This is a genomic window from Shewanella psychropiezotolerans, from assembly GCF_007197555.1.
GTDB classification, from domain to species: domain Bacteria; phylum Pseudomonadota; class Gammaproteobacteria; order Enterobacterales; family Shewanellaceae; genus Shewanella; species Shewanella psychropiezotolerans.
In genome coordinates this window covers 655,488-682,083 of record NZ_CP041614.1, presented here as the reverse complement: position 1 = coordinate 682,083, position 26,596 = coordinate 655,488, and the positions used below count along the sequence as shown (strand labels likewise).

Annotated in this window: 31 protein-coding genes and 2 pseudogenes; 9 read left to right on the top strand and 24 right to left on the bottom strand. The window is 43.1% G+C overall.

What is annotated here, in order from left to right:
• Positions 1–47: 47 nt before the first annotated feature.
• From FM037_RS03040 to FM037_RS02970, 14 genes and pseudogenes are all read right to left on the bottom strand, one after another.
• Entirely contained in the window at positions 48–347 is a 300-nt protein-coding gene (locus FM037_RS03040) for a hypothetical protein (protein WP_221937459.1), read from the bottom strand.
• A gap of 123 nt (positions 348–470) precedes the next feature.
• A complete protein-coding gene (locus FM037_RS03035) occupies positions 471–671 on the bottom strand; it encodes a hypothetical protein (RefSeq protein WP_144044793.1) in 201 nt (66 codons plus the stop codon).
• Between the two features lie 681 nt (positions 672–1,352).
• A complete protein-coding gene (locus FM037_RS03030; RefSeq protein ID WP_144044792.1) occupies positions 1,353–1,658 on the bottom strand; it encodes a helix-turn-helix domain-containing protein in 306 nt (101 codons plus the stop codon).
• Positions 1,651–2,028 (bottom strand): annotated as a pseudogene (locus FM037_RS29015) (type II toxin-antitoxin system RelE/ParE family toxin). The gene FM037_RS03030 and the pseudogene FM037_RS29015 overlap by 8 nt, the downstream one beginning before the upstream one ends.
• Positions 2,029–2,280: 252 nt before the next feature.
• A complete protein-coding gene (locus tag FM037_RS03015; RefSeq protein ID WP_144044789.1) occupies positions 2,281–2,472 on the bottom strand; it encodes a hypothetical protein in 192 nt (63 codons plus the stop codon).
• A gap of 140 nt (positions 2,473–2,612) precedes the next feature.
• A complete protein-coding gene (locus FM037_RS03010; RefSeq protein WP_144044788.1) occupies positions 2,613–4,928 on the bottom strand; it encodes a replication endonuclease in 2,316 nt (771 codons plus the stop codon).
• On the bottom strand, positions 4,928–5,173 hold the full coding sequence (locus FM037_RS03005; RefSeq protein WP_144044787.1) for a hypothetical protein: 246 nt from the start codon (positions 5,171–5,173) through the stop codon (positions 4,928–4,930). Before FM037_RS03005 ends, FM037_RS03010 begins: the two co-directional genes overlap by 1 nt.
• Positions 5,170–5,526, bottom strand: coding sequence for a hypothetical protein (locus FM037_RS03000; protein WP_221937458.1), 357 nt, complete (start codon positions 5,524–5,526; stop codon positions 5,170–5,172). Before FM037_RS03000 ends, FM037_RS03005 begins: the two co-directional genes overlap by 4 nt.
• Entirely contained in the window at positions 5,523–5,735 is a 213-nt protein-coding gene (locus FM037_RS02995) for a hypothetical protein (protein ID WP_144044786.1), read from the bottom strand. The genes FM037_RS03000 and FM037_RS02995 overlap by 4 nt, the downstream gene beginning before the upstream one ends.
• On the bottom strand, positions 5,732–6,016 hold the full coding sequence (locus tag FM037_RS02990) for a hypothetical protein (RefSeq protein ID WP_144044785.1): 285 nt from the start codon (positions 6,014–6,016) through the stop codon (positions 5,732–5,734). The genes FM037_RS02995 and FM037_RS02990 overlap by 4 nt, the downstream gene beginning before the upstream one ends.
• A gap of 304 nt (positions 6,017–6,320) precedes the next feature.
• Positions 6,321–6,734: a hypothetical protein gene (locus FM037_RS02985; RefSeq protein WP_144044784.1), complete on the bottom strand. Its 414-nt coding sequence runs from the start codon at positions 6,732–6,734 to the stop codon at positions 6,321–6,323.
• A 105-nt stretch (positions 6,735–6,839) separates the two neighbouring features.
• Complete coding sequence (locus tag FM037_RS02980) at positions 6,840–7,103, bottom strand: pyocin activator PrtN family protein (protein WP_144044783.1); 264 nt, start codon at positions 7,101–7,103, stop codon at positions 6,840–6,842.
• A gap of 90 nt (positions 7,104–7,193) precedes the next feature.
• A complete protein-coding gene (locus FM037_RS02975) occupies positions 7,194–7,625 on the bottom strand; it encodes a phage regulatory CII family protein (protein ID WP_229381060.1) in 432 nt (143 codons plus the stop codon).
• A 58-nt stretch (positions 7,626–7,683) separates the two neighbouring features.
• Positions 7,684–7,914 carry a DNA-binding protein gene (locus FM037_RS02970; RefSeq protein ID WP_144044782.1) on the bottom strand — a complete coding sequence of 77 codons (231 nt, stop codon included), beginning with the start codon at positions 7,912–7,914 and terminating at the stop codon, positions 7,684–7,686.
• A gap of 73 nt (positions 7,915–7,987) precedes the next feature.
• On the opposite strand from FM037_RS02970, the gene FM037_RS02965 reads away from it, so the two are divergent.
• The 5 genes from FM037_RS02965 to FM037_RS02945 all read left to right on the top strand — a co-directional run bounded on the left by FM037_RS02965 (position 7,988) and on the right by FM037_RS02945 (position 11,922).
• Positions 7,988–8,992 carry a helix-turn-helix domain-containing protein gene (locus tag FM037_RS02965; RefSeq protein WP_144044781.1) on the top strand — a complete coding sequence of 335 codons (1,005 nt, stop codon included), beginning with the start codon at positions 7,988–7,990 and terminating at the stop codon, positions 8,990–8,992.
• Positions 8,993–9,147: 155 nt separating this feature from the next.
• Entirely contained in the window at positions 9,148–9,588 is a 441-nt protein-coding gene (locus FM037_RS02960; protein ID WP_144044780.1) for a hypothetical protein, read from the top strand.
• Positions 9,589–9,712: 124 nt separating this feature from the next.
• Complete coding sequence (locus FM037_RS02955) at positions 9,713–10,303, top strand: hypothetical protein (RefSeq protein WP_144044779.1); 591 nt, start codon at positions 9,713–9,715, stop codon at positions 10,301–10,303.
• A gap of 140 nt (positions 10,304–10,443) precedes the next feature.
• The gene (locus FM037_RS02950; RefSeq protein ID WP_144044778.1) at positions 10,444–11,016 is read left to right on the top strand and encodes a hypothetical protein; all 573 of its coding nucleotides are present in this window, start codon (positions 10,444–10,446) and stop codon (positions 11,014–11,016) included.
• 111 nt (positions 11,017–11,127) lie between these two features.
• Entirely contained in the window at positions 11,128–11,922 is a 795-nt protein-coding gene (locus tag FM037_RS02945; protein ID WP_144044777.1) for a DUF4062 domain-containing protein, read from the top strand.
• Between the two features lie 648 nt (positions 11,923–12,570).
• Here FM037_RS02945 and FM037_RS02940 read toward each other — a convergent pair.
• The 3 genes from FM037_RS02940 to FM037_RS29895 all read right to left on the bottom strand — a co-directional run bounded on the left by FM037_RS02940 (position 12,571) and on the right by FM037_RS29895 (position 14,901).
• Positions 12,571–13,356 carry a hypothetical protein gene (locus FM037_RS02940; RefSeq protein ID WP_144044776.1) on the bottom strand — a complete coding sequence of 262 codons (786 nt, stop codon included), beginning with the start codon at positions 13,354–13,356 and terminating at the stop codon, positions 12,571–12,573.
• Between the two features lie 649 nt (positions 13,357–14,005).
• Positions 14,006–14,407, bottom strand: a complete 402-nt coding sequence (locus tag FM037_RS29900) for a hypothetical protein (RefSeq protein WP_407695626.1) — start codon at positions 14,405–14,407, stop codon at positions 14,006–14,008.
• A 62-nt stretch (positions 14,408–14,469) separates the two neighbouring features.
• Positions 14,470–14,901 carry an alpha/beta hydrolase gene (locus FM037_RS29895; RefSeq protein WP_144044774.1) on the bottom strand — a complete coding sequence of 144 codons (432 nt, stop codon included), beginning with the start codon at positions 14,899–14,901 and terminating at the stop codon, positions 14,470–14,472.
• A 728-nt stretch (positions 14,902–15,629) separates the two neighbouring features.
• On the opposite strand from FM037_RS29895, the gene FM037_RS02925 reads away from it, so the two are divergent.
• Positions 15,630–15,908, top strand: a complete 279-nt coding sequence (locus tag FM037_RS02925) for a hypothetical protein (protein WP_144044773.1) — start codon at positions 15,630–15,632, stop codon at positions 15,906–15,908.
• Between the two features lie 291 nt (positions 15,909–16,199).
• On the opposite strand, the gene FM037_RS02920 is transcribed toward FM037_RS02925, so the two are convergent.
• The 3 genes from FM037_RS02920 to FM037_RS02910 all read right to left on the bottom strand — a co-directional run bounded on the left by FM037_RS02920 (position 16,200) and on the right by FM037_RS02910 (position 18,111).
• The gene (locus FM037_RS02920) at positions 16,200–16,973 is read right to left on the bottom strand and encodes a hypothetical protein (protein WP_144044772.1); all 774 of its coding nucleotides are present in this window, start codon (positions 16,971–16,973) and stop codon (positions 16,200–16,202) included.
• 378 nt (positions 16,974–17,351) lie between these two features.
• On the bottom strand, positions 17,352–17,750 hold the full coding sequence (locus FM037_RS02915) for a hypothetical protein (protein ID WP_144044771.1): 399 nt from the start codon (positions 17,748–17,750) through the stop codon (positions 17,352–17,354).
• 115 nt (positions 17,751–17,865) lie between these two features.
• Positions 17,866–18,111 (bottom strand): hypothetical protein, encoded by a 246-nt coding sequence (locus FM037_RS02910; protein WP_144044770.1) that lies wholly within the window; start codon positions 18,109–18,111, stop codon positions 17,866–17,868.
• A 517-nt stretch (positions 18,112–18,628) separates the two neighbouring features.
• On the opposite strand from FM037_RS02910, the gene FM037_RS28390 reads away from it, so the two are divergent.
• Both FM037_RS28390 and FM037_RS02905 read left to right on the top strand, forming a co-directional pair.
• Entirely contained in the window at positions 18,629–18,799 is a 171-nt protein-coding gene (locus tag FM037_RS28390) for a hypothetical protein (protein ID WP_185976945.1), read from the top strand.
• Between the two features lie 210 nt (positions 18,800–19,009).
• Positions 19,010–19,474, top strand: a complete 465-nt coding sequence (locus FM037_RS02905; protein WP_144044769.1) for a chemotaxis protein CheX — start codon at positions 19,010–19,012, stop codon at positions 19,472–19,474.
• 27 nt (positions 19,475–19,501) lie between these two features.
• On the opposite strand, the gene FM037_RS02900 is transcribed toward FM037_RS02905, so the two are convergent.
• The 3 genes from FM037_RS02900 to dnaB form a co-directional block, all read right to left on the bottom strand.
• A complete protein-coding gene (locus tag FM037_RS02900) occupies positions 19,502–20,830 on the bottom strand; it encodes a BamA/TamA family outer membrane protein (RefSeq protein WP_144048794.1) in 1,329 nt (442 codons plus the stop codon).
• Positions 20,831–20,932: 102 nt separating this feature from the next.
• The gene (gene alr, locus FM037_RS02895; protein ID WP_144044768.1) at positions 20,933–22,009 is read right to left on the bottom strand and encodes an alanine racemase; all 1,077 of its coding nucleotides are present in this window, start codon (positions 22,007–22,009) and stop codon (positions 20,933–20,935) included.
• 181 nt (positions 22,010–22,190) lie between these two features.
• Positions 22,191–23,603, bottom strand: coding sequence for a replicative DNA helicase (gene dnaB, locus FM037_RS02890; protein ID WP_144044767.1), 1,413 nt, complete (start codon positions 23,601–23,603; stop codon positions 22,191–22,193).
• A gap of 110 nt (positions 23,604–23,713) precedes the next feature.
• On the opposite strand from dnaB, the pseudogene FM037_RS02885 reads away from it, so the two are divergent.
• A pseudogene (locus FM037_RS02885) lies at positions 23,714–25,935 on the top strand (S46 family peptidase).
• A gap of 197 nt (positions 25,936–26,132) precedes the next feature.
• On the opposite strand, the gene rplI reads toward FM037_RS02885, so the two are convergent.
• Positions 26,133–26,585, bottom strand: a complete 453-nt coding sequence (gene rplI / locus FM037_RS02880; protein ID WP_144044766.1) for a 50S ribosomal protein L9 — start codon at positions 26,583–26,585, stop codon at positions 26,133–26,135.
• Positions 26,586–26,596: the final 11 nt, after the last annotated feature.

Sequence of the window (26,596 nt, the reverse complement as noted above, 5' to 3'; positions counted from 1 at the left end):
GAGAGTTGATTAAGGTAAGGGGGACCTGATAGGGCTAGTTGACAGCATCAGTCTATGATTGCCTTACTCGCTTTTTTCATCAACTTGTCATTTTTTTTCGGTTTGGCTATATCCACAACTTTTCCTGCAACACCCTCGTCGGGCAATGCTTCATTTACTGCTTTAGTTGTCGCGTTCTTAGCGGTTTCGGCAGGAGAACACCGACCTTTAATGCCGATGGTGGCATTTGCTACTGCACTTTTAGTGGCTTTCTCTGGTGTACAGTCTGGCTTAATAATCCCAGCACTAGCCAGTTGAGACATGCTAAGCGCCACACCAACAAACATGATTTTACATACCTTATTCATCACAGCCTCTCAAATATTTAACAACTGAACCTAATCTATATTAGCATTAGGTATTATCACTCTCAATTAAGGGATTCGAAGAGTAGGATTTCAGACTCAATCTACCACGTCTCTCATGTGTGACTAGCGCCACTCAGTATCGATTTCTTCATTCGTTAAGCCCAATTCCTGCATTAACATTTTGCGCTCGCGGCGCTCCTCGATGCTTCGCCTGGTATTATTGGCATTTAGCTCAGCTTGGGTCTTGGGCTTAGGTTTATTACGCACTTTTTTTGCTTCATTGTTGATAGTAAAGTGCTGGGCTTTGGCTGTTGGCTTGGTCACAATAGTGTTGTCCTGGCTAATTATCGTTAAAGGGAATGGCGGTATTATACGCAAAAAAAGCCGAAGCGCGGCATAACCCTGAGACGGCCTGTTCGTTGTTCGCGCTGGCACCCTATGGACGGCGAGATCCTGAATATCTGGAGGATTTACGCGAGATATTTGTCAGAAAGAGGATCCCTTCGGAATTTCCGTCACATTATATTTCCAATGCCCCTTTGCATACCTAAAATTAAATAACGGGTTAAGTGACAAATTTTGACAGTCAGGTCTTCCTCACGCAGACTGTCACATAATCGAAGGTTTATGTGACAACAGGGTCATTAGATGAATATCGGCTACGTGGTCGAGTAGCTGGAAGTGCTCTGGCTTGGTGTTTGGCTGTTGATTGGTTTTGATAGATCAGGCTATCGATTGGGGTCAATGGTGACAAAAGCCCGATGAATCGCTCAGCTTTGCTTTCAATTCAGACTTTGATGGCCAAACTGAATAATTTTTGATAGCAGTGAAGGTAGAAAAGTGGATTTTTCAGGATAAGTTCAAGCTTATCAGTTGAGCAAAAGGTCTGTCATAATGGATAACAATCAGCATTCACAATCGAGGTTTTACCCACCCCGTTTAGTTAGATTTCCCCTGTAGCAGATCCAGTGTAACGACCTAATTTATAATGGTGTTCTATGAGTGTTATGCCATCAGCGCTTTTAACCCACGAGACTTAATGATGTTCAGCAGAACGACTGCTGGTCCTGTTGGTTTTGAGACACCTCGCTCCCACCGTTGTACACTCACTGGTGAAATGTTCAATGTTTCCGCTAGAACAGCTTGGCTGATGTGATTTACAATCCTAAGGTTCTTGATTTCGTCAGCGGTTATGTCTTCATTGAAGATAAGGTTACTCTTATCGAACTCACGCAGAGTGATTTGGTCAACAAGCCTTTCATCAACCAACCCTTCAAGATCGTCGCGTAAAGAGTTAAGGATATCACTCATATTTCACCTCGATTAATACTTTTGAATCTGACTTGATTTTACTTAGGTCAATGCCAAAGTAAGTCTGTGCCATGATTTTTAGTTCTTTTAGCTCTTTGTCAGAAATCTCTTTAGCAGACTTCTTAACAGTGTTCTTTTTGTACCCAACCATGAAGACAATACGTTCACCTTCCTTCATCACTATAATGTTTCGGGTTGCTCCACTTTTACCCTGACCTTACGTTGCAATCCGCTTTTTGTAGACACCCCCGCCCAATTCTGCTTCAAAAAGTCCATTTTCCATCTCTCGAACGACATCAACTAATTGAACATCAGAGATACCTTCACTGGCGGCAAACTTGTTAAAGCTCTTTGATTTAAATACTCGCATCATACCCCACTGTGGTCAATATGATTATGGTCACATTGATTACACTTAACAAATATAGCATGGCAATGTCAGTTTGATTGCATAACGACATTATCTTTTTTAATGCACTGACTAAGATACCGTGCACGTTGATTCAGCCTAGCGCTCATAATTTAGGGCGTGATCATTCTCCGATGATTCATGCATAAGACCCTACAGGTGATCCACTGACGAGTCATTCAGGCATCAGCCCTCTACTCTACCCTAACGCTATCAACCTCGTGTAGTCCCTCGCTCATCAAGGACCGCTGACATGACGCCGGTGGTGAAATACAGCTGCTTATGTACCATGAGTACATCCGCTAAAATTGCATTACACATATCCTTTTTACTCTCAGTTTCGAGGTGAAGAAACAGTCCATTTAACAGGTCGACTTTCTGGTACAGCATAAATTCATTAGTCATTATTCTCATCCATCGTTGGCACACTAAGACAGTGCCTCTGCCATTATTCACACATTAGCAAACAGGAACAGATAAAATGGATACTGTCATTCATCTACTCAGTAAATGATTGAGTCGATACACTAGTCCCCTCCCAGGAATTAAAAATAGTCAAATTCACTCTCTTCTTTATCAAGCAAGCGCTCGAACTGAAGCTGACCGTCACTCACCCACCACATTCGACCTGTATCGGTAAAAATCCTTAACCCCATGGCAAGCTGCTCAAGCGTATAGTGTTCGGTTACACCATGAGATGCGAGATACCGCAACACCTCCTCAGAAAATGTGGCCTGTTGGCTTCCCCAAACGGCATCTGTACAGTTATTCCCACAAGTCCAAGTATCGCCGCTGCCGCGACTCTTAGCGCCAGAGCCCAAGCCAGAACCAAGCCCAAAAGAGTGCGCTTGCCGCCACTTGGGAATGGGCGTCCTATCCTGCTTCTTCTCAATGGATGCATTTTTTTTAAAGATAAACGCCCGCACTACTTTGAGCTGTTTGTAGTCCAGCTTTTCCTCATCACTCATGGGCCTGATGGTCCACTTCTCTCCCCGAGTGATCACCGATCTGACACCAATCTTTCCATCTGCTTTTGTCGCCAGGGCGCGCAGCCCAAACACCCGCTTGGTCATCTCACCAAATTCGTTGCCACATTGAGTTTCTTCATAGTCGAGTTTAATAGGGTTAACTGCTAAAGCTGCTTCAAATGCCTTCCAGTTTGAACTATCAGCGGCGGCGCGAGCAGGTTCAATCTCTGCCGGCTGCGGGCACGCTTTCAGCCTTCTTAGCTCACGCCACACCTGGACTGATGACGATCCAAAAAATTGAAACTGACGTAAACGGTAACGACTGGCCCAGGCTGCAGCATTAGTTGCAGCGTCATGGGCTGACAAACCCGATTCAAAATCGAGTTCCCCTTGCATGTGTTCACCTTTAATGTTTTTCGACAGGTACTTAATGATGTAACCCACTGCAGAACCTTTAGCTTTGTCTACGGGCTCGATGACTAAACGGTGTTCTGCCGCCCCTTCTTCGTCACCATCAACTTCAAACGCGTACTTTTCCAACAACCCGTTAAGCACCTCGGCATGCTCCGGATGAATGAAGATCAGCATATGCCAATGCGGCGTGCCATCTTTGTGTGGTTCAGTGACTCGTAGTCCCTGAATATGGATATTGCGGTATGACAAAGCAGCCCGGATTTTTCGCCATTGGCCAGACAGATAAGCCTGAGTAAAACGGGCGCTTTCACCATTCCATTTATCAGAGTTGAAGTGATATTGACTCGGTGCGGTCAGAGTGATCATCAATCCGTTTTGGCCTTGTTCCTCGGCCACTTCCTCAAGCCCCCGCGCCCTGACGATCAATTCAGTAAAGCGGTTGGCTGGATTAGCATTGCCCGCCATGGCCGCATCAATCAGCGGTAAAACCACACCCGCTTCGGATTCAATCATGGTGCGCTCTAACCAGTCACGGCTACTCTTTTGCTGTTCACACCACTCATTAAAACTGTCGCGACTCAGAAAAGGGCTGTCTTCACCAACCAGACCTGCGGCAACATTCAGGTGCTCACAACACAGATCACGTAAGGTACGCAGTTGATTGAGCCACCATTTAGGACTGGTCATACGCAATATGGCACACTCAGCCGCGGCGATAATATGATCGTTTTTCACCGCGCAATAGTAAGGCGGGGTCACTTGCCACTGTTGGCAAATAGCCGCTGCAGCGTCATAAGCCTTTAAAAAAGCAATATCACCCAGGTTCTGGCTCCCTGCATCTCTCACTTCGTCGAGTACGGTTAAGGCCAGTCGGTTAGCCACATCTTTGAGGCGTTGACTATTGCGGTACTTGATTAACGCAAAGCCGCCGTAGTGGGTCGTTTTTCTGCCGTTGCTTGCATTCACGTGTTTTGAGGTGGTACTGAGAAAACTGCCGACATTGTGAAACGGGTATTTCAGCCAGACTTGGTTGATAAAGTCAGTGGTCTTTCTCAAATAGATATTAGCGTTTCGCAGTCGTCGCATCGCCCTGTTCGAGCCATCTTTTAGGGTCAAGCGGCGCTGATATTCAGCACTGATCTTAATGCGGATTTTATTCGGCAGATGGCTCAAGCGGGCATTGGCAAAACGGCGGTTACTATTGAGCACCGCATGATTGGGCGAAACCTCATCGAGTAAGGCATTGACCTCGATAAGTGCCTGATGCGCATTGGCGTTCTTTGGCCGTTCAACCGTTTGATAGCCGTCGAGAAAGTGGCGTTCCTGGTGCTCTTCTGCAGTGAGTACGCTGATGGGTTGAACAGGCAAGGTGTGTGGCTTGAATAGGCACCTACCCCCTTCAGGCGGGGCTTTGACGAATCCAGAAAAAAGCGCCAAGGGCAACGCCCTGGACTGCGGTGATACGGTTGGGAAATACATTACAATCCCTCAATACCATGTACAGCTTTGGCCTTAGTTAGTGTTCGGCGGATCCCTTTGGCTAGATTAACCAGACCATTACCCATCGCCTGCCAATACAAGCATTCCATGGCCCCATTATTTTTGGCAACACCAACGGCATAACCTTGATCAGGACAAATTTGATGACACTCAATTGCTAACCCCAAAGGTTTCTTATAACTTCTATAGTGGTTAAGTAGGTGCTGAAAAGTGGCTGATTTCACTGATTCACCCCGCTTTCTTGCTCGCCAACTTTTACTAGGCTGAACTTCTTATTTTTGGCTTTTAGCTTACTGATCACTAAATCAAGGTCTTCTCTTATGCAAACCAAGAACAACTTAGCCCCAGCCAATGACCAGGCAGTTTGCACACGGCCACCTTTTCCCCATCCACTAAAAAAACGTTCACCTGAACGGGTTTTAATCTTGATAGCGACACTGATGCCATCGTCGCTATCAATTTCTACGAGTTCATCACAAACCTGGCATTTATGCAGAGTTTGCTCTGTGTTGTAATTTGTGCCGATATAGCTATGCTCTGTATATGTATGACAGTTAATGCAAAACAGATTACTCATTGAACACCCCCACCAATTTCACTTGCTAAAAGTTCTTGTACTGAGATCCCTAAAGCACGGGCAGCTTGAATGTCTTCTATCTGACGGCGACAAACTGCAGCGCGTCTATCCTCTGCGGTCACCTTCTTAGGTGCTCTCGGAGTAGCGTTCAAAAATGCAGTGCGGATATTGAAGTTCTGCGAATTGATAGAGTCGGTTAGATGGCTCATGCTGCAGCCCTCACTTGATATAACTCTTCCATGGTTTCAAATGAGCACACCAGACAAAAGCAAAGCCAGCTCAATTCATTATCCTTTAAAACCAAACGGGAGACCCTCTCTAGACCCTCTGCCCTGCCGCGATAGCGAATAGCAGTAGTGAGCACTCCACGCTGTAAAGCAGACGTATGATTCCAGTGAAGATCAGTCATCTCCTTACGCATGTCTAAATGCACTGGGTTGCTCAAATCAAACTTAGGAAAGGTTTCAATTACTTGGGATGCATTACCCATCTAAGCCACCACTTGGTTAACGTGAATGTTATTGCGAATTGCAATCAATCGAATGTGGAGGGTTTTAGCGACTGGTAGCTCAAGCACTTCGGCAATAGTCTGCAATGACTCGATAACTGATTCGGCCACTATGGGTCGATTGGGTAGTTAGCATGATTTAACGCGTTGATAACCCTATTCGCTTCATTGCGAATAGCGTGATCACTTGTTACACTCTTCTTTGTCGTTTCCATATCTGTTATTCCTCAATGTTTAATTGAAATGAGCCGACACGGCCACATCCGCTGCGAACGGAAGTGGCTTTTTAATGCCTGTCTTTTGCTTCTTGAATTAACTGCTTAGGTTTGGATTGCCTTGCAACTTTTGGTCTGTGATCGAAACGGTCTCGGGTAAGCATGATTCTCCCGAAGATATTGCTGATATCACATAACGCGATAATCGATTGGCGTATTTGTTCACGCTCATCAACCGTCATGCTGTCGAGTGGGGTATGGATATAGGTCCTGGGTTTGAGTTTGGCGCCGTAGAGGATCATGGCTTTTTGTTGATCTGATAATTTACCGTAGCGACTTGCCACGCAGCTGCGATCTAATAGCTCACGCAAAGAGTCAAGACCATGTTTAATCCTGACGACATCACTTGCGGCAGGCTTATCCGTTTTTAAGTCAGTTTCTATTTTTAGCGCACTTTCTGGCGCTGGTTGCTGTAACGATTTCATAAACATATTCCCTAAAAGTACCTAAAAATAGTTCACGCACTTAACTGACATCTGCACTTTTTGTTGTGCCTCATGCCACTAGACTCTTTGTTTACTGCCTTTGATTTATTGCTTGGCCTGCTGAATCACATCCCAATCAACTTTTGATTCCCGATAGCACTTATCAACGTGAGCCGCTAAATCGGAAACCTTGACCAATGACGGCGAACGCTCTGAATTACGTAGCTTGAAAGTGGGTACAGGTAAGTCTTTCGCCTTGGCTTTTTGCTCTGCAGTTTTCGGTGTATAGCCGAAGAACTCTTGGCAGATATCTTTCAGTTCAACAGTCGGTGACTCGAATCGAGCAAATAACGCAAATGAGGTATTCATGTTCTTTCCTTACATCAGCCCTGGCAACGGCTAGCCTGGGGATGGCTTGAAACTTTTGTTCAACGTCATGTACAAAAATGGCAAGCTCTGTCATGACATACGTTGCACGTTTAACGGCTTCGTGACGCATGGTTCAGTAACACGCTTGGTTACTTTTACATCTAGAGCCAGTGCCCCAAGTTGAGCCGCGTTGGCTGTGATATCTAACGCCCTGTCGGTTAGCTCCATATCATGGGCTGAACCGAATTCAGCTAACGAAACAGAGGCTGCACAATCTAGGTCCAGTAACACGCCATCGATAATGCTGCGATTACCACTGGCACGAGTAATAGCAACCAACTCCATCAGCGATAACTTATGAGGTTGGTCTAAGCACAACTTATTGCGCAATATCTGCGGGCTTGAGATCTCCGCCTCCGCCGCCACAGTTTTTAAATTCTCATCTGCAGCAAACTGGCGAAACGCACCATTCAAATGACAACTATTTCCATTCGTTTGTGTACTAGGGTTAGTCGTATACATAGATGCAAAACTCCATTTTGCTACTCTAGACTTATAAAATGAGCAATTAACTTGCGAGTTAGGCGGCTTCGATAAGGGCTTGCTGCCTGACTAATTCAAGTTCTGCCGCTTCAATCACTAGGGCTTGAACATTGATAAGAGGCTTATCGCGAGGGTCTTTCTTAGGACGAGTGGGGAGACGACCTTCATACACCATCTTCTTGACGGTGTTATAGGGCAGGCCTGATGCGCGGGCATATTCCGCATAGGTGAGATAAGGTGTTGTAACCTGTAGAGTAATATTTACCATTGTGATACCTTTTCTTCGTTAGCCCGTGTTGAATCTTGGTGGACTCACGGGCGCTTAATTTTTTGGTAAACAAATGATTGATCACAAAAACAGAATTGTCAAACTTATTGACGAAGAAACAGAACTTTTGATGAATAAAGTATTGATTTGTGATGGCGGCAAAATGGTTATGGAGCGCTTGCTACGACTTTTTAACCTCAGAAACCGTGTTGAACTTTCATCTCTAATAGGCGTTTCAACTGGCTCTATAGCCACCTGGCAAACCCGCAACACAACTCCATTTGAGTTATTGATCCGTATACACTTAGCAACCGGTGTAGATTTAGATTTTTTGCTTTTTGGGAATAATGAAGAAAAGCAAAATGTTCTTAAATTCTGCTCACCACCAGATCAAATCCCTGATTTCGCCACCATTAACCAAAATCTAAAAAGCTTCAGGTTTAGTATTACTCAGCCAGCAAACTACGATGGTGGTAAAATAATAATTGACCGTTTGGTTACTTTATTTAGATTGAAGAGTAGAGTGGAATTTAGAGAGCTAACATCAGTTTCTGAAGGCTCTATTGCAAGTTGGCAGACTCGTAATGTCACCCCGTTTGAACTCCTCGCCCGAGTGCATTTAGCTACAGGCGTACCTATGCTGTTTTTGTGCTTTGGCAAGCATGAATACCCAAGCCGTAAACCTAATAAATTAAGTGAATCGACCGCTGAATATGTGCAAAACCCCACTGCAACAGCTGATATATATAAGCTTAAGAAATTTTCGATTGCTCACGGTAAGAAAACGCATATTGGCGACTACAGAGTAAGTCACGACTTTTTAAAAGACTGTGGCCTAACCATTAATACTGACTTTATTGTTAAAGCTGAATCATCGACTTACTTTATCAATACCGATATCAAAACGGTCACTAAAGGCCAGTACTTATTTGCCATCAACGACAACTATCAGATAGGCGAACTGCGCCAGTTGCCAGATGGAAATACATACCTCATCGATGGTCAAGACCAATACCCATTTAACACGGACATCACCAAGATCCACGGAAAAGTGGTATCGATTTTACAAAGCGTTTAACGAATAAATACAAGAAATGTAATTAGTTCAGTAGAAGGTTTTTTAGTACATTAACCTTTTACTATTAAATCAAGTTTTCGTATGTACACGATTTTTCAAGTAGCTCTGGCTAAAGTGAGTTGCTCATTATTAAAATGCTAACGGCTAAGGATAGTATGAGCCAGAATCCCAAATATTCAGATCACCAAGAGTCATTGATCGCTTTGGTTACACATTTAGCTATGACCAATTGGTCTGCTCGGACACCAACGAATCTAGAGAAAGCACTGTCAATAAACAAAAGTGAAATTGAAGTAGTCCTTAGTAGTTTCAAAGGCCTATTCAGGAAATCCAAGAAAAAAAGCAAAAGGACAGATGATTATTTTTACAGTTTACAAATTCGGCACGCGAAACAATGGCTAAATGAAACAGATGATGAAGATGAAGATTCTCGAAAGCCACCACTTGAAACGGAGCACCTTACTAAGCTCCTAGATTTAGTTATATCTAAAGCTGCAGATGAGCGGCGTAATAAAATTGCTGTGGTCGGGCCATGGGTTACAGCTATAGCATCACTAGTTGTAGCGGCGTTGGCAATCATATTTAAAAGTAGTTAACAAGGGTAATCACGCGGAACGATTTAAAGCCGATTTTACTTCAGTAACCTTAAACCGTCCGGCGATACCTGCGTTAGCTTAATCACTATATTTGGGTGTTATGGAAAATTTTTTCAAAGAGAACATGTTAAACATTGCTACTATAATTATTGCAGTCTGCGCAGTAATACTTACTTCATATCAAGTTTTTTCAACTAACTATCACAATAGAATCAGCTCTCTTCCGTTAATTCAATCCGGTGTGGCTATTTTAGAAGACGGCGGAATCATGCTTTATTTTGAAAATGCAGGAAATGGACCTGCAATTGTTACTGGATTTGAAGCAGCAGGGGAAAAAGTAGTTTCAGTTAGGCCACTCATTACAGACTTTCTCAAACATAATAATCTTAAAGGCAAAGAGGTCTCTTTGCTTACTACTGAACTATCAGCTCGAATGATAATCAAAGCAGGTGATCAGCTAGCGATTGCAACGCTGTATCCTAAAAACACTGATTCCGAATCTTATAAAGCTATCGCTTTTATTATTGAGTCACTACCTGTTACCCTTTGTTATATATCACTTTACCAAGATGAACTGTATGTGACTACATCTCAAAAATACGTTCGAGATGATTCATGTGCTTTCGAAGGAGCTACAAATATACTAGGTACCTGGATCAAATTTAAAATGCCGTTTAGTTCAAAAGTCGATCAAAGTAAGATATTTGGAAATTAAGCTTTAACGGAACAAAAAACAGTTGGCTCTGTTTCGGGCCTCAGCAAGTGAAGCTAAGATCATTCATGTAAAAAGTGGTTACGTTTATAACAAGGCACTTAAACTGAACTAAAACTGTCGGTTATTAATTTGGAGGTTATTTGAATAAAGTCGAAAAAATTATTCAGTCCGTAAACATATCTCCGCGTCGAGATAAACAACTAGAGCTGAAGTGGGAATATATAGATTATGCTGTTCAAGTCGATGAATTACTGGCTTACTATTGCCTGGAAGCTGTGTTTTGCGATTTGATCAAAGTTCAGGTTTCTCAGCTAATTCATCAAGGATATGTGCTAATCGAAGGCAGCCCAATATCTGTTCCTCTTAGTGCATTAATGAACACATTGGAGTCGATAGCCTCAGGAGACAAAACCGAAAGAAAGTTGAGACACATTTCAAAAAAAATCGGCTTTGATATCCAACATGCTCATTTTAGCGAATCATCATTTATCGTAGAAAACTGGCTTAATTATGCTCGAAATACCAATCTAGGAAAACAGCCAGTTACTTTTGAAAATATGTACAACTCGTTAATCGAATCTACTTCTAAGCCTAATAAAACTGGAGAGTGGGTCGTTTACAGCAACCAGAAAGGTTTTACTAAGTTTTGGTGCCTATGGCTTCATCAGGCTGGAGATGACACCCTAGTAGAAAATATCAGACAACACACGTAACAAGGCCCCTGAATTTAGATTCGGCAAGGCTTTCATGCCATTTGCTGAGAAAATCGCCAGCGTATGGTTCAGCATTATATTTTATATAAGCACTTATGGAGTGTCTAATCAATGAAGATAAATATACATACCTCACATCCTTCAGCTTTTATTAGCTCGACCTTTATTGATTTATATAAGGACAGAGCTCAGATTGCAAATACATTAAAAGATAGAGGTTTGAACGTAAATGCACTTGATATTAGACCAGCATCAACACAGTCTTCTCGAAGTGAAATACTCAATGGAATTAAAGAGAGTGACTTTGTAATATTGCTAATAGGTGACCGATTTGGTTCCATTATGAAAAGTATGACTGGTAGTGAAACGCAGAGTATTACTTGGTGGGAATACACCTATGCTCGAAAAATGGGAAAGCCAATCATAGCTTACTTCAAGAGTTTTGATTCTACGGATCCCAATAGTCACGATGATAGATCTGAGGTTTTATATAATAAAAAACGTATATTTTTCAAAAAGTTTAAGAAAATTATAACTCAAAGACACAACCCTGCTTTCTACAAAGAACCTTATGATTTGGCTGAAAAATTAGATGACTCTCTGATTAGGATCTATAGAGCTGGAGTCAAAACGCTTAGCTCTAGTAATTCAGATCTAAAAAATGAAGTGTATCGATTAGAAACTGAAATAAAGCAATTAAAATCTAACGTAACATTGGCATCAACTCAAAATAATCCTGCAACTTCAGGCATTCGCGGCTTAGCTGATTTTCTAGGGGAACAGCCTAAATCACAACCTCAACTGGGTGATTTAGTTGATTTTTTAATAAAAAATAATCAGGTAGCTGGAGGTGTCCAGCCTCACACAAGACCCTGCATGCGGCTCCGCAAAGGACAGATCATTTAGAACGCCTAACCTAAACTTTCTGGTTAGCTTCTTGGTTTTCAAGATTGAACTGCGATCCATCTCTCGATGAATCTAATCCCTCTGCCAAGTTTTCTAAAAGGAGATTCCTAGGTAAGCTTTATGCCAGCAAGTAATATGAATGGAATAATCATAAATAGCTTCTAAACTCTAGGGGCAAGCCATAAATTACAAGGATGTAACTATGCCCAAAGCCACAAATCCCACTATAGATGTACCTAATCCGTCCACGCCAATCCAGAAACAAGTTTCACTATCTACAAGCACTATTCGTATTTCTGGTGTTCTCTGTAGGCATAGGCGAAACTCAGGTTTTCTTCAACCCATTATCTGGCTTCGCGTTCTTAGCAATCGCGTACCTGATTAGATACATAAACAAACCCATATTCCCATCCAAAGCATGGCTGAAAGTCAAAGCAATCACATACCTGGCACTGATTCTGTCATTAGGCATCACCCCCACCTAAACGCCGCCCACAAAAAAGGGCACCAGTTGGTACCCTTTTTAGAATATTCCCGTCATAAAATATGGCAGGAATTTAACTCTCATTTTTCTCATAATTAACGCCTAGCACAACGACTTATGAAACTGGTGCGTAATTACGCGGCAATTTTACAATTCTGTTGCTGCTACTTGTTAGGTATTTCCTTCAATTCTAAATACATATCTTCTCCCCATTTCTCAGTTCTCCAATTATAAGAATCCTTTGCAATATTCTTTTCTTTGGCATACTGCACTCTTTTCATTGATTCATTCTTGCTTAAATAGCCACCAAGTGTAATAGCGTAGACTGGAATGCCATTCTTATCAGATGAGTTATATATTTCTACATTAAATGTTGGATTTAATGATTTAATTTCTTGTAGACGACCTTCAAGGTCAGCTTTATTGTAAGCTGAAGCCACAACAGGAAACCAATTCGCATCGTCGTCAGGAACCAAGTTTAGCTGGACTCTGGAAAGATTACTTAATTGTACAGAGGCAGAAGCTTTAACGTTTGAATCAGCTACAGTACTAGCACTAATTTGAACAATTTTACCAACCAACTCTATTTCTTTTAATAACTCAACTTTGTCTTCTCCAAGTTGTTTAATTTGTTTTTGAAGACCATTGTTTTCTTTTGTTAGCTGAGCTTGTACAGAAGATAGATGCTTTTGTAAGTCATAAAGTCTTTTAACATGATCAATAGAAAATGACCAAATAAGTCCTCCTGCTACAATACCGGCGATAACAGCCTGAAGAACCGAAACCAAACGAATTTTGTACCAAGGTTGGTTCAACCGATGGTTAATTTCATTTATTTCAGCTTCATATCTTTTTCTTTCCGAAACAAAGCTCTCTCCTTCAACAATAAACTTGTCACGCTCTGCTCTTATTTTTTCAAGCTCAGCAGTGAGTCTTAACTCCTCGCTCATTTAAACTCCCTATTTATGATTAGCCTAACGTCTTAGTATTTGTGCGTTGCGCCGTTTGTATGGCACAAACCGCTTGTTGGACTTGGCCGATGCTAGTCCAAGTTAATTGGTATATTTTATGCTGCAGGAATTTTATTTTTTGATGCTGGCTATGGGCTGCAGAGTAGAGTTGCTAAATTTAAATTGAGTAGATTGTAAGTTTTTCATTGAAATTCCCTTCTCATTGTTACGTTCCTTCACATATCTTTAAGCCTAGCTGATTCTATATAGGTCATACACTCGATTTAACTTTTTAGGCCCGTGCAGCGGCTTCGTTCAGCGCCACTGTTTAAGCTGGAAGTATAAGGATAATAATTAAAGTCTGATGAAGTTACCTGAGGAGGATTAAATACAACGCTTTGATTATAGGTAAATAAAATTGTTGGCAATGCTGCTAAGAGCTCATGCTGACTACAGAAAAGTAACCCTCTTATCATTACTTCAAGCAGAACGATTTCTCGATCTGCTATTCACATAATAAAGAGTCTATTAAAGGTATCACTTCTAGCAAATCCCGGCTTGTTCAACACTTGGGATAAGGACGCGGCTGCGCGCGGCCTATCCTTATACGTTATACGTTAGGTGGTTTTAGTGAGAAAAGACAACGCTATTACTCAACATGAAAGCAATTTCTTTTACTATCAAACTCTAAGTGACCAGTTTTTACTTTTTTCCCTGTAAATACAGATGCGAAGAATGTATTTGCATTGTCGTTATTTATCGTTGGCGAAATCCATAAACGATGTTCGTCATTTGCATCCGGAATGCGACCAAAATTAAAATATTTAATGATGTTTGAATTAAGATTTTCTAGTGTATTGCCCAACCTATCTGGATTGATAATATCCGAATAATCCAAAATATCATCCGTTTCATTTATAGTTGCTAATACTCGGCAATTATTAGTCAAAAAATCCGCCCACTTGTCATGGTTAACGCTATCTACATCAGCCTGATGAAGCAATATGTTATTTAAAAACCTTACTTGATGCTCATAACCAAGCCCAGACACAAAAGACTGTAGTAAATAATTACCTAAACTATGAACTATTAATGATTTAATATTATTTAGACCTACTGTTGAGCTATGGTAATCAGAAAACTTATCAAAAATCTTTCTAAAGCTATCGTAGATCGCCTAGCATTTTTTTGAGCTGACCGATATTCTTTCAATTTACCCCACCATCGTTGCGGACCTGGATTTGACGGCCAAGAGAAAGCAATGACATTCACACCATAGGACTCAATTTCTTTGCATTTACGTAGATTCTTTTCTAAATCTTGATTAAAACCGTGAATAAAAATACAACATGGCTTGTCGGTAGCCTCAACCTCTTCAATAACCTGTAAAGAAGGCGGCTTTTCATCTTCACGCTCTTCATAAAAGTTAAGCATGCCATCAGACCCTACCTTGGCAACTCTTATATTGTCACTGCCATCTGAGTTGAATCCATCACCTAACCAGTTATTGTTTTCAATATTTCTATTTGAAAAAACATATATCATTATTAGAGCCTCTTTTGTTTAAAATGTATAAGTGTTTCACCTAACGTTTTAGTATTTATGTGTTGCGCTGTTTGTAACGCATAAATCGTTTGTTGGACTTAGCCGATGCCTAATCCAGATTATTTGGTATGCTTTATGCTGTAGGAATTTGCTTTTTTAATGCTGACTCTGGACTGCAGAGCAGGGGGGCTCAATTGAAATTGAGTAGATTGTAAGTTTTTCATTGAAATCCCTTTATCACTGTTGTGTTCCTTCACATTTCCTTAAGTCTAGCTGATTCAATGTGAGTTATGCACTCGATTGAAGATTTTTTAGGCTCCGCGCAGAGGCTTAGTTCAACATTTGTACGCACGCCTTACGCCTTTATCAGGTTAGACTAATCAAAGCATGATCTATAATCCTCTAATTTATAACTATTCCTATAGGTTGCGTTACAACAAGTATGGTAAAGCTAGGCTCATATTTATTAGCTACGATACTAAGGGTCACAACGACCATAAAAAAACTTCAATACAAAAAATCGGGTCCCATATCGGGACCCAATTTTCACTGAATTATTTTAGCGGTGCCCCTAATGAGCCCCATACTCAATCACAACCATAACAAAACCAGTCCTATCGATATCAGAGTAGGCCAAGGCAGACTTTAGTCAGCAAATAATATGAATGGAATAATCAAAAATAGCTTCTAAACTCTAGGGACAAGACATAAATTACAAGGATGTAACTATGCCCAAAGCCACAAATCCCACTATAGATGTACCTAATCCACGTCAATCTAGGAGCAAGATTCACTATCTACAGGCACTATTCGTGTTTCTGGTGTTCTCTGTAGGCATAGGTGAAACTCAGGTTTTCTTCAACCCACTATCTGGCTTCGCGTTCTTAGCAATCGCGTACCTGATCAGATACATAAACAAACCCATATTCTCACCCAAAGCATGGCTAACAGTCAAAGCGATCACATACCTGGCACTAATCCTGTCACTAGGTATCACCCCCAACTAAACGCCGCCCATAAAAAAGGGCACCAACAGATGCCCTCTTTATCAAAGTTCATAAAGACACCCATCATTGTTTCACTCTACCTAGAACGGCTTAGAACAATCATTCTAAGCCGTATCTGGACAAAATCGAGTTAATGCATAGGCTCGACAGTTTGCACTTCACATGAGTAAAAGTATGGAGGTATCAGAATTAACGCCGCCATAACCGGCAGCCGTGCGCGAAGCGCGCTTTAGGCTGTCCAGCCGCGAAGTGGCGATGGTTAATGGCCTTGTTAGAGAGCGTTTTTAACACTCATGCCACCTCAAATATTGATTTCGTTGGCTGAGGCAAACCATTTTCATGACAAATATTCTCAATTTTTGATGTAAATTCGGCTGATGCTTGAGGGTGCAGTATTATTTCCTCTATCAGACTTACGATGCTAACCTCTGGCGCATAGAACATGAATTCAGAGTCGGCTTCCATTTGAAATATATGGCCATCGAATTCCTTTCGCTTCATGTCCTCATTGGTTAGAGGTGCCGCCAAAACTCTAACCTCCGTTTCGAACTCATATCTAATATCCTTGTGCATGACAAATTCAAACAGATTGAGGCTGGGCAGCTTTTCTTCCATATAGTTTATATAACGGACTATTCCCATATATGATGAGCTAGGCAACAAGAGCTTTAGATTGCTGTATACAGTTTTTATAACTAGGGAATCACTGTCGCTTGTGTAATGCCCCCACATTTCTTCACTTTCTGAAGAATTCATGTGCCAACACATGACAAAGTAATACTCGCAAAACATTCTCGAAAACCCCAATATTATCTTGGCGTTATTTTCTAATACTTGCTTTTTCTCTTCGTCAGCTTCGTTATCAATCTGTTCATCCCACCACTTCTTATCACCCAAAGGCTGGGTCCCTTCCAAAACATCAGGGCCAATCTTTTTTAGTGCGGGCATAAAAAGTCGATTATGGTCCAGCATCCACTGAAACTTAAACAAGTCCATATACCGCCATAGATTGATACCTAAATCATCTGGCTGAGGAAAGGCTGGGTGTTGGATGTCACTCGTCATTGAGTTCTCTAACGTCTTAGTGTTTGTACATTGCGCTGTCTGCATGACACAAACGCTTGTTGGACTTGGCCGCTGCCTAGTCCAGATTAATTGGTATGCTTTATGCTATAGGAATTTGCTTTTTTTGATGCTGGCTCTTGGCTGTAGAGCTGTTTTGTACGAATAATATTGCGTGGTTTCTACGTATTTCATTGAAATTCCTTTGTCATCGTTGTGTTCCTTCACATCTTTTTAAGTCTAGCGGATCCAATGTGAGTTATACACTCATTTTAAGCCTCATTTGGCTCCGCGCAGCGGCTTAGTTCAACGTTCGTAGCAGGCGCGCGGGTTTATGCGTCGCTTGCCTATGCTGGTTAGGCTCTAAGCCTATTAGAATGCTTAACTGTCCCAAAAATGGACTATTCCCCAAATTAAAAATACAGGTATAGATATAACAATGCCCCATGCAAGCAGCCAAATAAGCATTGGGAAAATATGTTCTTCCAATGCATGCAATGGACCACAACGAAAGACATAGTAAAAAAACACACCGATAGGAGCGCCGGCAACGGCTCCAATAATGAATGCTAAAATTGCTGCTCCGACACCTATTACAACGTAGATATAAACAGCAGCCACGAGCCCGAATAGAAAACCCGAAAAGTAAAGCATTCCTTCCATTCTTCTATCAAAGGCTAGCTGATAACCTTTATAAAATGGCCATATGACAGAAAATATAATTGCCAGCCCCCATGCTCCTTCTGGTGTTGAGATAATTACTTTAATAATTTCTACCAATTACGATTACCTTTCTTGTTGTATAGGTCAGGAGCCTAACGCTTTTGGAAGGGGCATTTTTGCTGCGAAGCAGCGCTTAAAAATGTCCCACTTGCCAAACTTGTTATATTCCTCACTAGATGATCCCCAATTCAATTAGTTTTTCAAGAACTATTAGGAGAAGACCAACAAGAACTAACGTGACTCCGACGGAAAATACAACAGCACGCTGTATCTTACCCGGATTGTCTGGATTTATTTCGAAGGTGCCCAATGTAGCTATTTTCAAAAGAATAGGCTTCTTCGAATAAGCACAGATCATCAAAAAGACACCAATAAACATGAGTAATACAGTAACTAGAAAAGTACCTAATGATTCCACAATTCTTCTCCCGCTGTTTGCATGGCACAAACCACTTGTTGGACTTGGCCGATACCTAGTCCAAGTTAATTGGTATGTTTCATTCTATAGGAATTTGCTTTTTTTTATGCTGGTTCTGGACTGCAGGATTGTTCAATTTTCAATTGAGTAGATTGTAAGTTTTTCATTGGAATTCCTTTACCATTGTTGTGTTCCTTCACATTTCTCTAAGTCTAGCTGATTCAATGTGAGTTATGCACTCAATTGAGCGTTTTTTAGACTCCGCGCTGCGGCTTAGTTCAACATTGGTATACATGCCTTTCGTCTCTATCAGGCTAGACCAACCAAAACATGTATCTATAATCCTTAATTTTATAACTATTCCTACAGATTGCGTTCCAACAAGTATGGTAAAACTAGGCTCATATTTATTAGCTACGATACTAAGGATCACAACGACCATTAAAAAACCTTCAATACAAAAATGGGGTCCACACCGGGACCCCATTTTTATTGAATATTTTTAATGGTGCCCCTATTGAGCCCCGCAAGCACCCACAAGCCTCATAAAACCCTCAAATCAGTCCAATCCAGCATAGGCGCGATGGAGAAGGTGCGATTTATCTTGGATAACTTAGCCGAATTTGAAGTTAGGGATGATGACATAATTGCTTTAGCCTGGTTGAGAATGAGCCTGAGCTCAAGTTGAATAACGTTCCAGCCAACAGAGCCGGGCGCGCATTTTACACCGACCCAAGGTCAGAGACAAACTTGTGTGAAATAAGCGAGACCCGAATATCCTTTTCTATAAAAAATGAAGCCAGATCAAAAATAGCCTAAGCTTTATAAAAGGTGTATATGCGACAGTCATAGCAGTTGTGAATTTATATCTAATGGCTTACCAACAACGGAATTTTTTATGAACGTTAATTTCATTAATCCTTTTCTCGAATCCTTACTGAATGTCATCTCGACAATGGCAAACATGAAACTCAGCCCGGGAAAGCCAAAAATAAAAACCGATAACCTTGCCAAGGGAGACGTATCAGGACTGATAGGTATGGTCGGGCCGCAGACCAAAGGTTCCTTATCGATCACCTTCGAACAGGGGCTCATCTTAGAGATCATGCAAAATATGTTGGGGGAAAACCCTGGAGAGATCAACGATGAAATCACCGATCTCGTGGGTGAAATAACCAACATGGTGACCGGTGGAGCTAAAAATATTTTGGGGGAGAAGGGCTATGATTTCGAGATGGCGACTCCCGTGGTTGTCGCAGGACTCGGTCATCGCATCTCACATAAGGCCGATGGAAAAAAAATCATCATGCCATTTACCAGCCCCCATGGTTCTGCCTACATAGAGATTTGTTTCGAAAACTAGCAGAAATCTTGTCGTTTATCATTAAGATTAGAAGGGCTGATTGACCATAACCCAAAATTGACTGGAGCCCTCACCTTGGGCAAATTCGGCTCTAACCACGACACTTTCTACTTCAAATCTAGCCCCCACGCCTAAGGTCCATTTCATATCATCATGAAGTTCACTGGCACTGAAGTTGTCGGCAACTTGTCCCGCTTCAGCAAATACCACCCACTGCCACCAAGGTACGTCATAGAGGTTAAAAATAGGCAGGCTCTGCAGGGGTTGCCATTCTGGTTGCACTCGGTATTCGGCAGAGTAAAGTACCGCACTACGACCGACAAACTGTCTGCTGGAATAACCTCTTAAGTGTTCGAAACCACCCAAACTCACTCCAGAAAAAGAAGGAGGTCGATGATAACCATTTGAAGTTGAGTCATATTCATTCCATGTTGGCGTATCGGCGAGATAGAAGTTCAGCGCCAAGATCTGCTGTGGAAACCAGGAGCTTCCCCCAAGAGAAAAGAAGGCGCTCTGCTCGAATTCCCAAGTCGTCCAACTTTCACGGTTGTCAGCAGCATCAGACGAACCCGATGAACCAAAGTCACGGCTAAATGTCAGGCTTGTATGCCCACCTCTGGTGCTATTTTTACCATTATCACGGTTATCCCAATCCAGTTTAACTTCGAGCCCTTGAGCCTTAGTGGGCAGATCTTCATAGCCCACTAATTCCTGAGTTTTCACGAAAGGAGTAATCTCTATGCTGGTCACACCCGACTCTCTTGGGTCCCAAGTAAAATCATCACCTTGCTTCGAGGGCATCAGACTTCTTGCCGCGCCATTTGCCCCCTTGCCCCAAGGCAGTACATATTTGATATGCACTTTGGAATATGACTCATCCCCCTCGGTCACGATACGATCTCTTTGGCTCGAATCACTGGCACCAGGTACTAAATTGTCCCCACCAGACCCTTCCGGGACGAAATAGATCCCCTGCTTATAATTGGCCTGATAAAACTCCCCCGAGAATAACCATTGATCCAACTTGGGTAATTGATAATTGCTCACCCCTAAGTAACTTACCCAGCTGTCGTTGCTGCTATAGAGCCCGATACCCAATATAGATGCTTGAGGTTGCCCCGCATGCTTGAGTACCCCGGCGCCACCGACTGTGGTGCTTAAGGTTTCCGTTGAAAAAATAAAGGGAACGGCGACAAATTCAGGCTCAAATTTATCTCTTGCCCTCTCGGAATCGGCACTGGCAACAGGTTCAATGACATTTCCGTCATCATGAACATCACTGCTAGTAACACGTATGCCAGGATTAGCGAGCTTTTCTGCCGCAACAGGAAAAATGGCAATGACACTAAAGAGCATCAGCACAGTTAGGGGGAAATGGTGGTATTTCAAAATTCATCTCATTCGATTACGAACATCCGGTTCATTGAATCGATACAACTAAAAAATAGACCTAGGTGTTTATTCCATGCACACAGCAACACGAGGTGTTAATTTTGTCACGAGTTCATAGGCAATGGTGCCTATGTGCTCGGCAACGACTTCTACCGGTAAGGCACTTCCCCACAATATGGCTTCATCGCCAATACTGTCGCTCGAGTCCAATCCCAGATCGACAGTCAACATGTCCATAGAAACGCGTCCGACTATGGGCACTAGACGACCATTTACCCACACAGGGGTTCCCTCTGGCGCATTTCTCGGATATCCGTCACCATAACCGATAGCGACAACGCCTAGCTTGGTATCTGCTTTGGCTCGCCAGTAGCAGCCATATCCCACAGGCTCACCGGCCTTATGCTCACGCACGGCAATCAGCTGAGATATCAGCTCCATAGCCGGTTCCAGACCATGATTCTTACCAAGATCCCCCATCACAGGGGAGACGCCATAGAGGGCGATACCCGGTCGAATCCAGTCCTTATGACTATCCGGCCAATATAAAGTTCCTGCCGAGTTGGCTAGTGTAGTCTCGCCCGGTGAATTTTTTGCCAAACGATTAAATTTATTCAGTTGTTCTTGAGTGTAGGGGTTATCTGGCTCATCGGCGCAGGCAAAATGAGACATCAGCTTGATAGGTTTCGCCACCTGAGGACATGCCTGTAGTCGCTCATAAACCTGCTCAAATTGCTCAGGGGTGAAGCCTAACCTGTGCATGCCAGTATCTAGCTTTAGCCAAACGCTAGCAGGCTTAGACAGGCTTGCCTGCTCTAGCATCTCCAGCTGTTTCTCATTATGAACAACTGTCTCTATATCTTTCATCACTAAGGTGGTTAAGTCTACCGGTCTAAAGAAGCCTTCCAGCAAGATGAGTTTAGCCGTCACGCCGCCTTCTCTTAATGCTATTGCCTCTTCTAAACGGGCCACACCGAACCCATCGGCATCTTCGATGCATTGGGCCACGTTCAATAAGCCGTGGCCATAACCATTCGCTTTAACCACCGCCATGATTTTACTCGAAGGCGCGATCTGCCGTAAGCGAGCTAGATTATTTTTCAGCGCTTTACAGCTGATCTCTGCACGTGGAAATGGCTTCAAAAATTGACCTTATCAATGGACCGAAACCCAAGGTCCGATCCAAGCTGTAATATGAGTATGAGCACTGAATCTATATAGAGTGATGCCAACAATCAATTGTCTGCACGCTATGTGAATCAAGATTAATCTCGGCTTAAACGCAACTTCACCCTTGCGCCTTGCCTATGGTAAAAGCTAACGATTAGTCTTCATCAAACTTAGGACCGGCATAATTATCGAAACGAGAGAATTGTCCCTGGAAAGTCAAAGGAACACGCCCAATGGGCCCGTTACGTTGCTTACCTATAATAATTTCTGCGACCCCTTTATGCTCAGTCTCATGGTTATACACCTCATCACGATAGATAAACATAATTAAGTCGGCATCTTGCTCAATCGCGCCCGATTCACGCAAATCTGAGTTAACAGGACGCTTATCGGCACGTTGCTCCAATGAACGGTTAAGCTGTGACAGCGCAATGACTGGGATCATTAACTCTTTGGCTAACGCCTTAAGCGAGCGAGAAATTTCCGAAATTTCCAAGGTACGGTTATCTTTCAATGCAGGCACCTGCATCAACTGCAGATAATCGATCATGATCATCGACAGGCCGCCGTGTTCACGGGCGATTCGCCTGGCCCGGCTTCGAACATCGGTCGGAGTCAGGCCTGAGCCATCATCGATGTACATCTTACCTTGCTCAAGCATGATCCCCATAGTTGATGACACACGAGCCCAATCATCATCATCAAGCTGTCCGGTACGTATCTTAGTCTGATCCACTCGACCCAATGAGGCCAACATACGCATCATGATCTGCTCAGAAGGCATCTCCAGGCTGAAAATCAGCACAGGCTTCTCTTCATTCAGTGCCGCCTGCTCACACAAGTTCATCGCAAAAGTCGTCTTGCCCATTGATGGACGCGCAGCCACAATAATCAAATCGCCGCCCTGGAAACCCGCCGTCATCTTATCAAGATCGTGAAAACCACTGGAAATACCAGTCACACCACCCGTAGGGTTATTATAGAGTTCCTCAATCTTATCGACCGTCTTCTCAAGAATAGCCTTGATGCCTTTCGGACCATCGTTCTCATTAGTTCGAGACTCTGCAATCTTAAAGACTTTGGTCTCTGCAAGATCCAGTAACTCGCTGGAATTACGCCCTTCGGGATTAAAACCGGCATCGGCGATCTCATTAGCAACCTTGATCATGTCGCGTACGACTGCACGCTCACGAACGATACCCGCATAAGAGAGTATGTTGCCCGCGCTGGGAGTATTCTTGGCAATCTCACCAAGATAGGCGAAGCCGCCGGCATCCTCTAACTGATCTTCAATTTCTAATTGCTCAGATACGGTGATCAGGTCTATGGGATGACTGCCACCAGTTAAGGTCGCCATCGCATTAAAAATCATCTTATGAGAGCGAGAGTAGAAGTCTTCTGCAACCACAGCTTCAGACACCCTATCCCAAGCATCTGAATCTAACATTAGACCACCGAGTACAGATTGCTCTGCCTCTAAAGAATGTGGTGGCATCTTGAGAGCATCCATCTGGATATCTCTAGGCTTCTGTTTTGCCTTGAAGGCACCTTGACCTTGCTGTGACATTTAATCTCCAAATTCCCAACGATTACACAAAATATGATATAAAACTGGCTCAACAAAAACAGGAAATAAACAACTTCCTATCCATACAACGATTAAAATAAGGAATCACTATGCGCAATGCATTGATCTCAGCATTAGTGCTGTCATCTGGAGTCGCATTAATCTCTCTCGAGACCCATGCAGATGAGGGGCAATGGCAGCCTTATCAAATGCCATCGATTGCAGACAAACTTAGCGAAAGAGGAATCGACATTCCGGCAAAACAGTTAGCCGACCTCACTCAGTATCCGATGAATGCGGTTGTCGGACTCGGCTATTGTACAGCCAGTTTCGTCTCCCCCAAGGGTTAGTTGTCACAAACCATCACTGCGCATATAGAGCCATACAATACAACAGTAAAAAAGAGCATAATTATATTGCCGATGGGTTCCTGGCAACGAGTAAAATCGATGAACCGAGCGCGGGTCCTAACGAAAGATTATATATTACCGAAGCAGTGACCGATGTCTCCGAGCAAGTAACCCAAGACTTGAGTCAAGATCCTCTGGTACGTTATGAAGAGATCCAATCAAATAGAAAGTCTTTGATTAAAAGCTGTGAGAGCGATGACAACTATCGCTGCTCAGTCAGAAGTTTTCATAGCGGCCTCGAATATTATCTTATTAAGCAGCTGATTATCCGTGATGTGCGCCTCGTTTATGCGCCACCTAAGAGTGTCGGCGCGTTCGGTGGCGATATCGACAACTATGAATATCCACGCCATGCAGGAGACTTCACCTTCCTCCGCGCCTATGTAGGCAAAGATGGACAGCCTGCGGCGTATGCTGAAGATAATGTGCCGTTCGAGCCTAAGAGTTATCTGAAGATAAATGCCGACGGTGTAAAAGCTGGCGATGGCGTGTTTGTCGCCGGATACCCAGGCTCTACCAGTCGCTATCGTTTAACCAGCGAACTTAAATTTGCCAGTGACTGGCTCTACCCCACCTTAGCGTCTCGATATCAACTGCGTATCGACACCATTGAGGCCATGGGAGACAGGAGTAGTGAAATTGAAATCAAATATGCCGGCACCTTAGCCTCTATGGCTAACCGCATGAAAAAATATAACGGTCTACTCGATGGTTTTAAGGCCACCGACATAGCAGGCATCAAGCAGAGCCGTGAAGATGACTTCAAGCAATGGCTGGCAACCGATAAGACCTACCAGACTTATCAAGTCAAACTCGATCAACTCGAGCGCCTACTGACCAAGAAACGCATCGATAGCCAGACACGGTACTATTTCGAAAATGCCCAATCTAGTCCGCTTCTGGCCGCAGCCAACAAACTGTATCGATTATCGAAAGAGAAGACTAAGCCCGATGCGGAGCGTGAAGAAGGTTATCAAGAGCGAGACATGAAGATGTTCAAGGCTCGTCTCAAACGCATAGATTCCAGCTTCGATACTTCAGTAGATAAAGCCCTATGGCTACAAGATCTACAAGCTTACAAGGCTCAAGGCAACCGAGTGACAGCCCTGGACGCTATGCTTATCGATAATCAAGAGTCCGCCTCTCTATCTGAAAAGCTAGATGGCCTTTACTCGCTTACCTCACTGACAAATCAAGATAAACGATTAGCCTGGATGGACGCCGAAGCCGAAGCGTTCGAGACCAGTGCCGATCCCTTTATTCGTCTTGCCGTAGCGCTTTTTGATACCAATATGGCCCAGGAAAAAGACAAGAAGACCTTAGCCGGTCAGCTATCCCAGGCTCGCCCTGATTATATGAAAGCTGTTATTGCCTATTACAAGGCTAACGACTGGCCAGTCTATCCCGATGCTAATGGCACACTGAGGATCACCTATGGCATGGTCGACGGATATCAGTCGAAAGATGCCTTATATAAACAGCCTTTCACTCGTCTAGAAGGCATAACTGCCAAGCATACAGGTGTAGCCCCCTTCAACGCGCCACAGAAAGTCTTGGATGCCATTAAAGAGCAGAGATATGGCAGCCACAAGGTCGCCTCAGTCATACAAGATCCCATCACTTGGTTGTGTCGACTGTTTTCTTGCTTAGATAAGCCGGAAGCGTTTAATTCGGTACCGGTAAACTTCCTCTCCAGTGTCGACACCACAGGCGGAAACTCTGGCTCACCCGTGTTTAACGGTAAGGGAGAGTTAGTTGGCCTAAACTTCGATTCCACCTATGAAGCGATAACTAAGGACTGGTTCTTCAACCCCACCATCACCCGCGCTATACATGTGGATTTCCGCTATATCCTCTGGATGATGGATGAAGTGGACCATGCAGACAACTTGATAGCCGAGTTGGATTTAGTCAGGAACTAAATAGTAAAAGCTCCTTTGTAGGAGGGGCTTTAGCCCCGAGGTTCCTAGGTTCATCCTCTCCCGGCTAAAGCCGGTCCTACAACGCATTTTCTACAGACATAAAAAAACACCGCCCTAATTAAATTAGTGCGGTGTTTTCTTTTAAAGCTTTTGCCTTAATACCGAGGCATTAAGTCGTTCGCTTTAAAACTATGTAATTAGGCTTCTGCAACAACAGAAATCTTAACGATAGCTTTAACTTCAGTGTGAACCTGAACTTCAACTTCGAACTCACCAGTAGTACGCAAAGCACCTAATGGAAGACGAACTTCGCTCTTAACTAGTTCAACACCAGCAGCTGTAACTGCATCAGCGATATCACGGTTACCAATTGAACCGAACAGCTTGCCTTCGTCACCAGCTTTAGAAGCGATAACAACAGACTCAAGTGCATTGATTTTCTCAGCGCGCTCGTTTGCAGCAGTAAGGGTAGCAGCTAACTTAGCTTCTAATTCAGCACGACGTGCTTCAAAGACTTCAGTGTTAGCAACGTTGGCAACAACAGCTTTACCTTGTGGCAGAAGATAGTTACGTGCGTAACCAGACTTAACTGCAACTTGGTCACCTAGATTTCCTAGGTTAGCGATCTTATCAAGTAAAATAATGTTCATTATTAATTCCT

What these genes read in the sequence shown, in the direction of transcription:
- FM037_RS03040 (WP_221937459.1), bottom strand. Translation starts at nt 347, where the DNA reads ATGAATAAGGTATGTAAAATCATGTTTGTTGGTGTGGCGCTTAGCATG.
- FM037_RS03030 (WP_144044792.1), bottom strand. Translation starts at nt 1,658, where the DNA reads ATGAGTGATATCCTTAACTCTTTACGCGACGATCTTGAAGGGTTGGTT.
- FM037_RS03015 (WP_144044789.1), bottom strand. Translation starts at nt 2,472, where the DNA reads ATGACTAATGAATTTATGCTGTACCAGAAAGTCGACCTGTTAAATGGA.
- FM037_RS03010 (WP_144044788.1), bottom strand. Translation starts at nt 4,928, where the DNA reads ATGTATTTCCCAACCGTATCACCGCAGTCCAGGGCGTTGCCCTTGGCG.
- FM037_RS03000 (WP_221937458.1), bottom strand. Translation starts at nt 5,526, where the DNA reads ATGAGTAATCTGTTTTGCATTAACTGTCATACATATACAGAGCATAGC.
- FM037_RS02995 (WP_144044786.1), bottom strand. Translation starts at nt 5,735, where the DNA reads ATGAGCCATCTAACCGACTCTATCAATTCGCAGAACTTCAATATCCGC.
- FM037_RS02990 (WP_144044785.1), bottom strand. Translation starts at nt 6,016, where the DNA reads ATGGGTAATGCATCCCAAGTAATTGAAACCTTTCCTAAGTTTGATTTG.
- FM037_RS02985 (WP_144044784.1), bottom strand. Translation starts at nt 6,734, where the DNA reads ATGAAATCGTTACAGCAACCAGCGCCAGAAAGTGCGCTAAAAATAGAA.
- FM037_RS02980 (WP_144044783.1), bottom strand. Translation starts at nt 7,103, where the DNA reads ATGAATACCTCATTTGCGTTATTTGCTCGATTCGAGTCACCGACTGTT.
- FM037_RS02975 (WP_229381060.1), bottom strand. Translation starts at nt 7,625, where the DNA reads ATGTATACGACTAACCCTAGTACACAAACGAATGGAAATAGTTGTCAT.
- FM037_RS02970 (WP_144044782.1), bottom strand. Translation starts at nt 7,914, where the DNA reads ATGGTAAATATTACTCTACAGGTTACAACACCTTATCTCACCTATGCG.
- FM037_RS02965 (WP_144044781.1), top strand. Translation starts at nt 7,988, where the DNA reads ATGATTGATCACAAAAACAGAATTGTCAAACTTATTGACGAAGAAACA.
- FM037_RS02960 (WP_144044780.1), top strand. Translation starts at nt 9,148, where the DNA reads ATGAGCCAGAATCCCAAATATTCAGATCACCAAGAGTCATTGATCGCT.
- FM037_RS02955 (WP_144044779.1), top strand. Translation starts at nt 9,713, where the DNA reads ATGTTAAACATTGCTACTATAATTATTGCAGTCTGCGCAGTAATACTT.
- FM037_RS02945 (WP_144044777.1), top strand. Translation starts at nt 11,128, where the DNA reads ATGAAGATAAATATACATACCTCACATCCTTCAGCTTTTATTAGCTCG.
- FM037_RS02940 (WP_144044776.1), bottom strand. Translation starts at nt 13,356, where the DNA reads ATGAGCGAGGAGTTAAGACTCACTGCTGAGCTTGAAAAAATAAGAGCA.
- FM037_RS29895 (WP_144044774.1), bottom strand. Translation starts at nt 14,901, where the DNA reads ATGATATATGTTTTTTCAAATAGAAATATTGAAAACAATAACTGGTTA.
- FM037_RS02925 (WP_144044773.1), top strand. Translation starts at nt 15,630, where the DNA reads ATGCCCAAAGCCACAAATCCCACTATAGATGTACCTAATCCACGTCAA.
- FM037_RS02920 (WP_144044772.1), bottom strand. Translation starts at nt 16,973, where the DNA reads ATGACGAGTGACATCCAACACCCAGCCTTTCCTCAGCCAGATGATTTA.
- FM037_RS02905 (WP_144044769.1), top strand. Translation starts at nt 19,010, where the DNA reads ATGAACGTTAATTTCATTAATCCTTTTCTCGAATCCTTACTGAATGTC.
- FM037_RS02900 (WP_144048794.1), bottom strand. Translation starts at nt 20,830, where the DNA reads ATGCTCTTTAGTGTCATTGCCATTTTTCCTGTTGCGGCAGAAAAGCTC.
- dnaB (WP_144044767.1), bottom strand. Translation starts at nt 23,603, where the DNA reads ATGTCACAGCAAGGTCAAGGTGCCTTCAAGGCAAAACAGAAGCCTAGA.
- rplI (WP_144044766.1), bottom strand. Translation starts at nt 26,585, where the DNA reads ATGAACATTATTTTACTTGATAAGATCGCTAACCTAGGAAATCTAGGT.